The 13,788-nt window shown below is 56.5% G+C and carries 9 protein-coding genes; 2 read left to right on the forward strand and 7 right to left on the reverse strand.

The features are described 5' to 3' along the window. Positions 1-233: 233 nt before the first annotated feature. Positions 234-2,048: a hypothetical protein gene (locus PLO63_07855; GenBank protein HOI74044.1), complete on the forward strand. Its 1,815-nt coding sequence runs from the start codon at positions 234-236 to the stop codon at positions 2,046-2,048. Between the two features lie 47 nt (positions 2,049-2,095). Here PLO63_07855 and PLO63_07860 read toward each other — a convergent pair whose 3' ends face one another. The 6 genes from PLO63_07860 to PLO63_07885 form a co-directional block, all read right to left on the reverse strand. Next, positions 2,096-4,735, reverse strand: a complete 2,640-nt coding sequence (locus tag PLO63_07860) for a PAS domain S-box protein (protein ID HOI74045.1) — start codon at positions 4,733-4,735, stop codon at positions 2,096-2,098. Between the two features lie 10 nt (positions 4,736-4,745). Continuing rightward, the gene (locus PLO63_07865) at positions 4,746-7,043 is read right to left on the reverse strand and encodes a PAS domain S-box protein (GenBank protein HOI74046.1); all 2,298 of its coding nucleotides are present in this window, start codon (positions 7,041-7,043) and stop codon (positions 4,746-4,748) included. 320 nt (positions 7,044-7,363) lie between these two features. After that, positions 7,364-8,020 carry a molecular chaperone TorD family protein gene (locus PLO63_07870; GenBank protein ID HOI74047.1) on the reverse strand — a complete coding sequence of 219 codons (657 nt, stop codon included), beginning with the start codon at positions 8,018-8,020 and terminating at the stop codon, positions 7,364-7,366. A gap of 136 nt (positions 8,021-8,156) precedes the next feature. Next, the gene (locus PLO63_07875) at positions 8,157-8,864 is read right to left on the reverse strand and encodes a 4Fe-4S dicluster domain-containing protein (protein ID HOI74048.1); all 708 of its coding nucleotides are present in this window, start codon (positions 8,862-8,864) and stop codon (positions 8,157-8,159) included. Positions 8,865-8,879: 15 nt separating this feature from the next. After that, entirely contained in the window at positions 8,880-11,459 is a 2,580-nt protein-coding gene (locus tag PLO63_07880) for a molybdopterin-dependent oxidoreductase (protein ID HOI74049.1), read from the reverse strand. A gap of 254 nt (positions 11,460-11,713) precedes the next feature. Then, positions 11,714-12,085: a LysR family transcriptional regulator gene (locus tag PLO63_07885; GenBank protein HOI74050.1), complete on the reverse strand. Its 372-nt coding sequence runs from the start codon at positions 12,083-12,085 to the stop codon at positions 11,714-11,716. Positions 12,086-12,336: 251 nt separating this feature from the next. Here PLO63_07885 and PLO63_07890 point away from each other — a divergent pair, with 251 nt between their 5' ends. Further along, the gene (locus PLO63_07890; GenBank protein HOI74051.1) at positions 12,337-13,146 is read left to right on the forward strand and encodes a FlgO family outer membrane protein; all 810 of its coding nucleotides are present in this window, start codon (positions 12,337-12,339) and stop codon (positions 13,144-13,146) included. A gap of 72 nt (positions 13,147-13,218) precedes the next feature. Here the strand turns inward: PLO63_07890 and PLO63_07895 are convergent, their stop codons facing one another. Beyond that, the gene (locus tag PLO63_07895) at positions 13,219-13,377 is read right to left on the reverse strand and encodes a hypothetical protein (GenBank protein ID HOI74052.1); all 159 of its coding nucleotides are present in this window, start codon (positions 13,375-13,377) and stop codon (positions 13,219-13,221) included. Positions 13,378-13,788: the final 411 nt, after the last annotated feature.

Here is a 13,788-nt window from a genome sequence, read left to right on the forward strand (position 1 = left end):
GGCCGATCCGGGTCCAGGGAGACCCTTCCCGGCAGTGCCGATGCATCCGCTCACGATGCGGAAAGGGTCCGTCGATGTCGGCCATTATATCATACGCGGATCGGGAGTTCCGCGCTTTTCAGGAAATACGGCAGGGTATGAGTCATAATTTCCCTTCTTGCATCCCGCGGATCAATCTGACAAATTACATGCATTGTTCTTTCCAACCAATCATCCCAAAGGAGAAGACAGCCATGAAGGACGACAACCGAATCAGTCCCTCCACTCTCTTGATCCAGATGGGAGTCACACCCGCCGACAATGCAATGGAAATGAAAACGGCCGTCCCCTGGAAAAGCATGATGGGAGGGATGCAGACCCGGATGCTGTTTCAGTACCAGCAGTTTCTCGACGGCATCAGCCGGAACTATGGGCTGTTCGGACCCCTGGCCATCGCCGCCAGCATTCAGAGCACCTTCCTCAAACCTTTTTTCACGGATCCGATCAAGGCCCACGCACGCATCACGGCGCGTTCAGGCAAGGAACCGGACATCTACCGGGACTTGAACGGATGGATTTACAAAAACTATGCCCGCTCGCTCTACGATCTCTGCGGCTACTTCATGAAGGACGGCAAATTCGATCGTAAAAAGGCTGCCTCCGTCGCCACGACGCCTGAGGGGCATCGCATGCTGAAGGAATACGTCCAGGAATTCTGCCAGATGGAATGCGCATACAACTCCCTTGGCATGACCCGGCTCAAAGCAATGAAGGAAATGCTCATATGCCTCCTGGTCGTCATTACGGAACTGCCGCTGGACGGGGAGGGCCTTCCCTACATGAGAAAGAAGCCGGATGGCACCGACGGCATGACCTTCGAGGAATACCTGGCGGAGAACCGCTTCCGCCTGGAGTGCCTGTACAATGCCAACGCCTTCGATCCGAAGGAGTATTCCGAGCGGGCCACGCAAGGACATATCGGTTGCTCCGAATATGAGATCGTAAGGGGATCCCGGCTCCACAGCGTCCGTCTTCGGCATTATCTCATGCCGAAGGGGATCAAGCCCAACGGCCGGGTGCTCTACATCTCAACCCCCCTGATCAACAAGCCGGAGCTGTTCGATCTCGCCGACGGCAAATCGGTCGTACAGGGCATGCTGCACGAGGGATACGCCGTCTATCTGGTCGACCACGGGGAATGCAGTCCCGACGACACGAAGCTGGAGCTATCCTTTTTCAACAAGACCGTTCACGACCGTTACCTGGAGATCATCCGCAAGAGGCACCCGAAGGCCCAGATCGACATCATGGGCTACTGCATGGGAGGGACGCTGATGCTTCCCTACCTTGCCCGGCGCGCGGAGGAGCGCATGGCCCGGGGTGATGAAATGGACATCTGCAAGATTGCCCTCATGGCTTCACCGGTCCGGTTTGACGACGCGGAAAGCGGCCACGAAAAAATGAGGTCCTTTATCCGCCAGAACTACGACCCCAACCTCATGAGCGAGCTGTTCGGGAGCGTCAACATCCCTCCCCAGATCATCGACTTCGGGATGAACGAGATCCAGCCCGGGGTCCATTATACCGTACTCTCCGGTTTCTACGGCCGCGCCATCTATGCCAACGCAATCGAGGATTCAGCTCCTTTCCTCTACTGGCTCACACACGGGACGAAGTTTCCCGCCAGGGCACACCGGCAGTGGATCGAGCAGTTTTTCATGGGGAACGAACTGGTGAAGGGCACCTATTGCATGCCCTCCTCGAATCCGGACCTGGATGGAAAGCCCGTGGACATGGACGCCCTCCGCAGGGGCGGGGTGCGGATCTTCGATTACCGGGGTTCCCGGGATCCCATTGCCCCCCCTGGCTCCTGCGTGGCCAGCCAGCTCTGGGGGATGCGCGCCGAAGGAAACATCCAGATGACCCGCGGCGGCCTGAACCGGACCTTCGAGAAGAACATCGGCCACATCTTCGTCGTGAGCAAGCAGCTCCTCGCGGAATATCTCAAGACCGTCACCGACTTTCTCAATGACGGTCCGTGCGAGGGGGTCGATGAAATGGCGGCGTAACGACCCGCGGGGATGGAACCTTTCGGGGTAGCGGATCCGGCACGGGATCACTGCAGCACGGAGTACCCTTTTTCGCGGATCAGCCTCAGGCAGGCATCAACGACGTCCCGGTCGTAAAGAATTCCCCGGTTCCTTTCAATCTCTTCGACAGCCGCCTCGATTCCCAGGGTGGGCCGGTAGGGACGGTGAGAAGCCATGGACTCCACGACATCGGAAACAGCCAGGATGCGGGCTTCCAGGATAATCTCCTCCCCTTCCAGTTTTCTCGGATAACCCGATCCGTCCATCCGCTCATGGTGCTGGTAGACGATCTCGGCAAGTTGCCAGGGCGATTCCACATCCTTCAGAATCTCATAGCCTTTCTGTGCGTGTTCCCTGACCAGGGCGAATTCGATCTCTCTCAGTTTCTTGGGTTTGCTCAAGATCTCGGCGGGCACATAGAGCTTCCCGATGTCGTGAATGACGGCGGCCATGCGGAGACCCTCAATCCGGTCGCGGGACAATCCCATTTCCTCGGCGATATTGGCCGCAAGTTCCGAAACCCGGACCTGGTGGCCCGCCGTATAGGGATCCCGGGTTTCCACCGCCGAAACCAGGACGTGAATCGTCGTTCCCAATGCCTTCCGCAGATTCTCGAGGGTTTCCTGGAGGTTCTTTTCCGCCTGCTTGCGCGTGGTGATGTCACGGGCCATGCCGCGAAAGCCGATGGGATTTCCTTGTTCGTCCGACAGCAGACCGGCCCATGACTCATAATTCTTCACCTGTCCGTCTTTCATGACCACGTCATAATCAAAAAGCCGGACGGGCTGGCCCGTATTGTAGATTTTCGAAAATATGTCCAGCACCAGTTTGCTGGTCTCGGGACTGATATACTTCCGATAGTTCATGCCTATGAGTTCTTCGTGGGTATACCCCGTCTTACTGACCAGTGCTTCGTTGAAGAAAACAAGATCTCCTCTCAGGTTTAACTCAAAATAGGCATCGTCTATGTCTTCGAGGATGTTGCGGTACTTCGCCTCGCTCTTCCTCAGGGCCTCTTCCACCTGCTTTCGGTTCGTTACGTCTTCATAGAGCGCCACGATCTCCCCGGAAGGCAGCCGGAAGACATGGTTCTCCCGCCAGCCCTCAATACGCTGGTCTTTGTAAAAGGTAATATCGTGATCCTCGGCTCTGCCCGTTTCCCAGACCCGCCGGAATACATCGAACAGTCCGAAATCCCGGACCCCCGGGAAAACCTCTGTCACCTTACGGCCCAATACCTCTTCTTTTTTGATCTTCTCCAACCGTTCCGCCGCCTGGTTGAAGTCCCGGATGACGAAGTCTTGCCCGTCGTCTACGGCTTCATAGATGACCGCACAGCTGCACATCCTCTCGAAGAGCTGGCGGAAGCGGACCTCACTCCTCTGCAGGGCCTCTTCCGCCTGTTTGCGGTCGGTAATGTCGATGGCGATTCCCTGGTAATGGGTGATCGAACCGTCTGGACCGCGCCGTATCCATGTTCTGTCATCGATCCATCGTATCTCGCCGGATTTTGAGAAGATTCGGTATTCCTGGGTGAACTCGCCCCGGCCTTCCCGGGTATACTGCTCCACTTCTGTGCCTATCCTCTGAATATCTTCCGGGTGAACGATGGAGGCATAGGAAATCAGGCCCCCCGTGAAATCGTCAGGAACATAGCCGTAGGAAGTGATGCTTCCGGATACATATTCCACCGGCCATCCCGGTTCGGCCTTCCAAAGCCAGGCGACTGCAGGGCTGTGGTCGATGATGAATTCCAGCTCCTGCCTTTTCGCATAGGCCGCCTGCAGTTTCTCCTCCATCTTTTGGCGTTCGGTGATGTCCCTGGCAATGGAGACCATCCCGATGATTTTCCCATTGCTCCAGATGGGGGACCCACTGATCTCGCCATGCTTGATGCAGCCGTCCCTGGCAATAAATCGATAACGGGCCGCTTCAATGGTGTCGCCATGCAGAATCCTCTCTACGTCGGATGCGACGCGTTCAAATGAATCCGGCGTCAGAATGGTTTTCAAGTCGAAAACCGGACGGCTGACAAACTCTTCCGGTTTATAACCCAGGATTCTCTCCAGGCACGGAGTTATGCTTGAAATGACCAGGTCGGCGTCGATTGTGATGATTACATCCGTCACATGCTCAAAGCTCAAACGGTATTTTTCTTCCAAGATCCTTAACTGATGATTGACCGCCTCCAGGTCCGACATCTTCTTTTCCAGTTTCCGGAAGAGGATCTCGTTGTGCTGCCGGAAGATCTCCATCTCCTCGCCGAGGGGCATGACCGCAACCTGCCTCGCGGAGTAGGATTCATCGAGGACCTCCCGAACCAGGCGGACCAGAACATCCGGTTCCTGGGGCTTGACGACGAACCGGTCGGCACCGAGGTCGAGGGCAAAGTCCTGGTCTTTCGGGTCCGTGTAGGTGGCGGTATACACGATAAACGGGATATGGTTCAGTTTCTCGTCCGCTTTCCATTCCCGGCACAGGGCATAGCCGTCCATGACCGGCATGAGGATGTCCGATATGATCACGTCGGGCGGACGGCGTCTCGCCTTCTCGAGGGCTTCCGCTCCGTTCACGGCTCGCTCGACTTGATAGCCTGCCCCTTCAAGAACAAATTCAAGAAGATAGAGATTTTCCTCTTGATCATCGACGATCAGGCATCGGTGCATGATGCTTTCCTCATCCCTTTCCTTCCCGTTGCGGGCCCGAAGCCGGCCGTCCCAATGTTGAGGACGGAGGCTCCGCCGGCTGGTTGGCGGCATGGTCGTTTTCAAACCGGAATCCCTTCTCCAGGAGAAGCCGCCGGCATGCATCCACGACGCCGGCGTCATAGCGGGTTCCCCGGTGCATCGTGATTTCATCCAAGGCCACATCCACGCCAAGGGAAGGACGATAGGGCCGGTGGGAGCTCATGGCCTCCACGACATCGGCCACGGCAATGATGCGCGCCCCCTGCAGAATGCGATCACCGGACAACCCCCGGGGATATCCCGATCCATCGAGTCGCTCGTGATGCTGGAAGATCACTTCCGCGATGGGATAGGCAAAATCGATGTGGCGGATGATTTCATAGCCTTCCTCGGGATGGATCTGGATCAGCCTGTATTCGACATCGCTCAATTTACCGGGCTTGGAAAGGATGTCCGAGGGGATGTGGATCTTGCCAACATCGTGCAGCAGGGCCGCTGTCCCGAGGAACTGGACATGCTCTTCCGGAAGGTGCATCTCCCGGGCAATCGCTGTCACCAGCCGGTTTACCCTCTCCTGGTGCCCTGCCGTATACGGATCCTTGGCCTCGAGCAGCGAGGAGATGGTCCGGATCGTCCCGGACAGGGTGTTCTGAAGCTGTTCGAAGGTCTGCCCGAGTCTTTCCTTGGTCTCGACCAGTTCCGTGATGTCTTCGTACGTCGCGACAATCCGGTTGTCTTGGAGGCGTTCTCCAATGCGTGCCGCTTTCATCCGGCAGAAAATGTCCTTCCCGTCCATGTGACGGCACAGGGCTTCCATCTCGACCGTAATGTTTTCCTGAATGCCCAGGGCCTGATAGACCTCGTTTCCGATGCGCTGGAACTCCTCTTCGCTGCGGTACAGGATGCGCGCGGATCGGCCGTAAAGCTCTTCAGGCTGCCAGCCGAAGACGCGGGTCGTGTCGTCATTGGCAAACACGATCCGCCGGTTTTCCAGCCCGATGACCGCCAGGGGAATGGAGTTGAGGATCGAGGCTTCCATGGTCTTGGAATAGTCCAGTTTTTCCCGTGTCTCTTTCCACTCCGTGATGTCCAGCGAATTGCCAAGGATCGCCGGCCGGCCTCTGTATTCCGTGAGGTTGAGGGTCAGCATGATCCAGCGCACGGTGCCGTCCTTGCAGATGATCCGGACTTCGAAGGGAACGGCCATCCCTTCCCGGATCATGCGCCGGGTCAGGGTGCGGGCCTTCTCCCGGTCATCGGGGTGAATGCAGTACAGGGAATCCTTTCCGACGAGTTCCTCCGGCGTGTATCCGGCGAAGGCGGCGGCACTCCGGTTGAGGAACTGGAATTGCCCGTCCTGGAGCAGGTAGATCCCGGTGAAGGACCGGTCCGTCAGGCTTTTGTAGAGTCCCTCCCACTCCATCTTCTCCGTGATGTCTTCCGCCGTTCCTTCGAAGTACTCGACGGTTCCGTCCTCTCTCCGGACGGCATGGCTGTTCAGGGACAGCCAGATCGTTCTCCCGCTCCGGTGTCGAAACGGGGCGATGAATCCCAGGAGCAAACCCTTCTCCGCGAGCAGCGAGCGTGCCCTTTCCCGGTCACGGGGATCCAGGTAGAGCTCCCGGCCGATGTCGGCGACCGCGTCGATCATCTCCTGCGGCGAGTCATAGCCGAACATGCGTGCCAGGGCGGGATTGACCATCGTGTAGCGGCCCTCCGGCGTGGACTGGAAGATCCCGAGAATGGAATCCTCGAAGATGCGGTGAAATTTACGCTCGCTTGTGAAAAGGGCACGGTTCGCCTCGTCCAGTTCCTGCACTTTCTCCTCGAGTTTGCGGACGACGGTTTCACTGTACCCTTTCAGGAATTCATCATCAGGAGGAGGCTCCGCTTTCAAGGAAGGCAGGTCCATTCCGCCTCGTCTCTCCAGAAGCATGCGGATCGATTTCACGACCTCGAACGGGTCGACTGGTTTGACAAGGATCAGATCGACTCCCTGATCCAGGGCGAACTGCCGGTCTTTCGGGTCCGTGTAGGTCGCCGTGTAGAATACGAAAGGGATGTTCTTCAGGTTTTCATCGAGCTTGCACTCTCTGAGAAACGTGAACCCGTCCATGACGGGCATGAAGATGTCCGAGATGATGAGATCCGGAAAGGAAGACCTTGCCTGCTCCAGCGCCTCTTTTCCGTTGGCGGCGCTGACCGTGTCGAAGCCCTCCTCCCGGAGGATGATGTCGAGCAGATAGACGTTCTCGGAGGTGTCGTCAACGATCAGAATCTTCGACATCAGGCAGACCTTTTTTCACGGTTGGAGAAAGGATTCAAACGTCTGGCCTATGTTGATGGAAGCATAAAAGGATGCTCATGCTGCCGGGGCGATTATATGTTGAGAAATGATTTCTTTCATCAACTTCTTTTTGATTCGGATCGATGGAACGCACAGGAGGGCTTTGATTGAATCGAGGCAAAGAAAGGGCGGGAAATCCGTCAGATGAAAATTGCCGGGCTTCCCGGCATCACCCGGTATAGACCCGGTGCAGAGGGTGATCGGTATATTGCACAACCTTGGGAGGCGGCAACGGCAGGCAAGTTTTCTTTATGCGGGCATCACGACTGGATTCCCGCAAGGACAAAGGACGTAATTTTGCCCATCATTCTGTAAAAAACGGTCCGTCCATGTATCGCGACCTTTTCTGCGAACGTACGGCCGAAAGTAGCAAGATGATGGTTTATGACATCGCCCTGCAGTTTCCGGGCGAACTCGGCATTTTCCCTGTTGTTCGTCTCGATGGCCTTGATCTCGTTGAAATACAGATAGGACAGGAACTCGAATTCCACCGCGATATGGTCAGGCGGCATCTTGAAATGCTCGGCGGGCCGGAGGCCGGCATCATAGTAAAGCCTTGCGATCTGGAATGTGGATTCCTGGAGAAGCTTCCCTTCATTGTAAACCGACTCGAAAAGATAGACCAGCCGGGGCTTGGAGGAAAAGAACATATGGGTGTAGTCCTTCTCCAGCTCCAGCAGGAGTTCATCGTCTCCCTTCCCCGAGCCTGTATATTCATTTGTAATAGCCGCAATATCTTCGGAGACCGATGCCGCGTTCGGGAGACATCCGACGGCCGAAAGGAGGGCTGCGGGAAACTCCCCCTTGCGGAGGCTTGTGATTATTTCCCGATCGGGATAGTTGAAGGCCTGGGCCAGCAGGGAGAAAATGGCCGCCCGTGCTTCCAGTTCAAGGATTTGTTTATTCTCTGTCGTCATGATTACGTCCTTTCGTGGGCTATGTTTCCATTGTGGACCGAACTGCCCGGGAAGCGTCTGTTAATGGGTTCCGACGGGTATTCCGGTCCCCCGGGAAGGGTTTTACCCCTTCCCGGGGAAGGTTATCCGAGAGAAATCAGGATTTCTTGTTGTTCTCTTCAGCCTCGACTCGTGCCCGGCGTTCGCTGAACTTCTTCAGGCCGGTAACCGCCAGGGCCGCCATGGCGGGTACGCCAAGATCTCCGTCCAGGGAAGCCTTTCCACCCTTCAGCATCCTCTTGGCTACTTTTGGATAACCGGCCGCAACGGGGTCTTCCTTGGTGAGAACGAACAGGTGCGTCCCGCCGTTCTCCTCGGATCCGTAAAGCTTCAGCTTCTTCTCCCTGGCCAGCTTCAGGGCCAGGGCCTTCATGGCCTTGTATTCGCCGAATTGCAGCGCTCCGGTGGGACATACCTCCACACAGGCCGGCTGCTTCCCGCCCCCAAGACGCTGGGCACAGAAGCTGCATTTGACGATTTTCTTCAAGTCTGCATCGAACTGCGGAATATGGAACGGACAGACCCGGACGCAGGTCTGGCAGCCGATGCAGGTTTTGGCATCATACAACACCGGTCCGTAATCCGACTTGGTCAGTGCCTTGACGGGGCAGTTCTTCACGCACTGCGGATCGAGGCAATGCATGCAGCGTTTCTGGTACAGGCCGCCGTCGTTGATGGTGACGAAGGTTCGGAAAAGACCCTTCGACGCCTGGTCGTGATACCGGAACTCCTGGATGCACCGGTATGCGCAGCTGTTGCAGCCGGTGCAGAACGTACTGTCGAGCAGGATCGCGTATTCTTTCATCGTCATTCACCTCACTTATGCTTTTCTGACGCTGACATAGACGTCTTCCACCCAGCCCATCCCGGTCGGATCGTGCTTCTTGACGATGTTGGGATCCTTCTGCGGGATCAGATCCCCGTCCCGGTAACCGAAATCCTTGGCATGCCGAAGATTTTTCGCCCGGTGCCCGATTCCGTGGAAGGTCAGGATGCAGTCCTGCCTTGTGACGCGGTTTGTCAGATGCAGCTTCGCCTTCTGCGGCCGGGGAAGATCCTTCATGTAGTTGGGATCGTTCTCCAGGATCACCATATCCCCTTCCTTGAGGCCCAGTTTCCTGCCCGCTTCCGGGTTCATCCAGACGCAGTCCATGAAGTTTCGGACGGTCACTTCCTTCAGGACGGCGTTGTTGATGAAGTTCGGATCCGCATGCATGTACCAGGGGGCGCGGGTAATCAGCAGGGAGAACTTGTAGTCGCCCGTGGATTCATGCCACCGGGTCGCCCAGACCGGCAGCGGTTCATGCCCAACCCGGGAGAATTCGTCGATGTACATTCGCACTCTCCCCTTAGGCCGGCCGTAACCGATCTCCTCGATCTGTTTATAGTTTTTGTAAGGCTTCCGGTCGATCCAGAAACTCCCCTTCTTGTTGAAATCGGCTCCGTTCTCCGCTGCGCCAGCCTTCTTGACGGCGATGTCGCCCATGTTCATCGGAATCAGCTTCTTGGGATCACTGCTCCCGTCCGTGGTCCAGTATTTCGGAGCCATGGCCAGGCCGATCTTGGCGGCGAATCCGCCCCATCCGATCTGATCGCCCGGAGTCTTCTGAACCGGAACGCCGCCGGCGAGGCAGGGATATTTCGGGTAGTAGAGGCGCAGGTCGAGTTTACCCTCCTCGAACTGGTGGGGGGCAGGAATCACGTAGTCGCAGAAGTATCCAAGGTCGTCCAGGTAGAGGTTCCAGTCCACGACCATCTGCATCTTGTCCGCAGCCTTTTCCATCATCTGCGACTGGATCATGGCGAAGAGCCCCCGATGGGGATTCCTGAAGAATACCGCCTTGGCCCGATTGGTCTTGTAAAGTCCCCAGCCGACCATTCCGTAATGCCCCGGCGCCGAGAAATCCTTCTTCCGGTAGATGTCGTTTGTGACAGGAAATTCGTTTCTGAAATCGACTGGTTCAGCCGGCTGTTCCGGATAGGGAACGACGGGCGGGGCCAGTTCGTCAATCCAGGGGATCTTGATCCCGTGGAGAAGCAGGACGCCCCCTTCGTGGTCGATGGAGCCTGCCAGGGTGTTGAGAATGTTGATGGCATGGCGGAGCCGCCAGCTGTTGGCATAGTTCGGTCCCGCGGCGTCGCGCTTGTAGGTCGGGACCATGGCATAGGGGGCCGCCGCGGCGAATTCGATGGCGATCCTGCTGATCGCCTTGGCGGGTACATCGCTGATCCTGGCGGCCCATTCGGGCGTGCAGGTTCTGGTCGCCTCCGAAAGAAGCTGCAGGACCGGCTTGGCGGTGATTGTTTTGCCTCCGACGGATACCTTGAACGGACCGCCCGCGAGGACCGGAGCATCGCACTCGTCGATCGGCTCGGCCTTTTTGTGCTTGCTGCACCAGGCCAGGAATTGTCCGTCTTCCGCCTTCAGGGCGGAGCGTCCGTCTACATCGACCAGGGCGACAGCATCGGAATACTTCTTGAGGAATGGGGCATTGTATTTTTTTCCCGCGAGGATGGTCCGGATGATGGCCAGCGCCACGGCCAGGTCGGTCCCAGGCTTGATGGCATGGGTCTCACTGGCATATCCGTCTGCCATGGGCGTCCGGACGGGGTTGAACATCACGATCTTGCAGCCGTTCTTCTTTCCCGCAGCCCAGTGGTTGAGCATGCCTGCCTTGCCGCACTTGGAGAAGGAGTCGAACCCGAACCAGATCTGGTATTTGGATTTGTCGTAGTCGTACCCGCAGACGTGATGGCTTGGCGTATAGCAGCTGGAATAGAACTTGTTCGGCGGGTTGGTCAGGGTCAGGCAGTTGATGTAGTAATGGGTGCCGAAGCACTCCGTCCGCTGGTCGCTCCGGGTGGCCCCGATGGACTGGCAGAGCCGGTTCGTGTAGGGGTCACCAGGGGATGCGAAGAGAATTTCCTCCGGCTTCAGCTTCTTGAGGCCGGCGATGACTTCGTTCACCGCGTCGGCCGTTTTCATGGTGATCCAGCCCGGATCCACGTCCGTTCCCTTGACGGGATTGGTGCGCTTCAGGGAGACCATCAACCGGTCCGGATCGTACATTGAATCGACGAACCCCATGCCCTTGATGCAGAATTTCCCGTTGGAAACGGGATCCTCAGGCCGTCCTTCCAGCGTGATGGCCCGCTCCAGACCCGTAGCCGGGTCCACACCCATGACGACGTAGTAGGCGCAGTCCGCCTCGCATGCCCGTGCACAGACCTGGGGAACCTTCTTGGTGACCCGGTAGGGAAGCTGCTCCTGCGGATGTTCCCCGAACGCCCATGCCGACTGCAGGTTCCGGAAGGGGAAAGCCGTCATTGCGGTGGCGATCCCGATTGCACCGGTCATCTGCAAAAAACGTCGCCTTGGCATCTCAAAATTGTCTTTCATACGTAACCTCCTCTGCGGTCTCGCGAACCAATGAGATGGAACGCTCCATTTCTCCGGTCGCTTCGCATTAAGTAGATGCCCAATTTCTCTGCCGTCCATTCGGGACGACACCCATCATCCGATTCCATACTTGCGAACCGAATGACTGTTGATTATTCCTCCCCGCATAGATTGTCAAGACTTAATTGCTAATAATTACAGATAGTTATGGCATTACTGGCATATGCCTCTAGAGGCATATGGACGAGACATGCTCAAGCACTCTTCAGGAAGGGTTTGTCTTGCGGATGCTGCATATTTGCATGGCTGGCAATACCGATTGAAAGGCCATATTCCTCAAGATATTGATTAATATTATTTTCCATCTTAGCGTATTCATTTATGATATTACGAGCGTCACTTGTCAGCAGCATACCCTTTCTTCCACTGGTGACAACGAGTTTCATCCCGGTGCGCTTTTCGGCAATCTTGATTTTTCCCCAGGCCGCCCGATAGGACATTTTCAGTTTCCTGGCAGCGCCGAATAGACTTCGACATTCATCGATGCCTTTCAACAATTCCTCCAGACCTTTCCCGAACAGGGTCGTACCTTCCTCTTCCACCCAGATCTTGAATCGGATCGTCATTTCGTTTCCTTCTTTCGGGGCATATTCCAAAGGAAGCTTTTTTGATTGCCCGATTATGGATGACATCCCGAATGGTGGAAAGCCATCCGGTGCCGTCTGAAAAGCGATTAGGGCGGAATTCTATTTCATCCTTCAGACAATTTCCTACATGGAATCTTGGAAACGAACATTCATGCCAGGCAACAGGATTGGTTTGACCTGTTGTGTTCTCTGTCCTATGATGCGACAACATCGCCGAAGGGAGAATAACGATGACGATCCGAAAACTCGGCTTTGGAGGTCTTCTAATTTCCCTTGCTGCATCGCTTGTACTGGCCCTTCCGGGCTCCTCGCTGTCCTATGAACGGGAGATCGCGAACCTGTCCTCAATCCTGGCCTCCAGCATCAGCAAATCAAACATGAAAACCATCGCCGTTGTCGATTTCACGGATCTCCGGGGCCAGGTAAACGAACTCGGACGCTTCATAGCCGAAGAATTATCCGGCAACCTGACATCCCAGTCTTCCGGATTCGACATTCTCGACCGCAATCACATCAAGCGGCTCCTGGAAGAGCAGAAGCTCTCGCTTTCCGGACTCATGGATCCGCAGGCCATCCGGAAAATCGGGAAACTCGCGGGAGCCGATGTCATCATCACCGGAACCATCACGCCCTTCGGGGACAGTATCCGCGTTTCCTGCAAGGCCATTGATACCGGGACCGCCAAGGTCATCGGATCCGCCCGCGGCGACATCGCCAAGACGGCAACCATTGCCGACCTTTTGAAGCTCGGAGTCTCGCCCTCTCCGTCTTCGAGAGAGACGGCCGGACAGTCCCCGGCATCCAGGGTCTTCGAAAAACCGATGTATAAGGGATATCGCGTCGACATCTGCCTGAACTGGGCCCAGTCCTGCCGGAAACCCGCCGCCGACCGGTTCTGCCAGATCAATGGTTTCCGGGAGGCCCGTTCATGGAAGATCGCCTATGATATCGGCTACCTGACGCCGACGTACGTGATCGGAGATGACAAGACCTGCGGCATGAGGGGCTGTGACGGATTTGAAGTCATCGAATGCTGGTGACCCCGGCGCACACCGTCGCGCATGGAAACACTCCCCTCGTGAACCGGGGACTCCTTCCTGCACCCTTTCGGCCTATTCCCGCAGGCGGATCTGCCTCTCCAGCAATTCGATGACTTTGTCCATCCGGCTGATGATGTCGTTGATCCGGAATACCCATCTCGAAATGCCAACGACGATGGCAATGGCAATCACCATGAAAAGAAGGCCCATGATCAAAGCCGCCGTCTCCATGTCCCCTCCTTATTCTTTCGCAGAAATAACGATCAACCCATCGATCAAAGTCTGGAAATGAGCGGTGATCCACCCGTTCTCCCGTCGGAAGCTATCACTCCCCATGGAATGCCGCAACTCAATTGCAGTGGTGAATGCATCCGGGGTATCGATCCGCCTGCCGGTCCATGCCTCGCCGGATGTGAAAGCAAAGCCGGATGATGAAAGAACCGTTTCCCATCGGAATGCCCGGCAGGTCGTGCAGGATCCCCGTTGGCACCGGGAAGAAGATCCGAGGGTTCATCCATCCCCGGGGGGCTCCGTACGGGCGTGAATCCAATTCTTGAAAGGCTATCATTTCCCCAATCCGTCAGCCGCTGATCGTTTCGTTCAAGACGGTTGAACGAAGCATCTCCCGAATCCATCCCGGAA

This window comes from Syntrophales bacterium (assembly GCA_035363115.1).
Lineage (GTDB): Bacteria > Desulfobacterota > Syntrophia > Syntrophales > PHBD01 > PHBD01.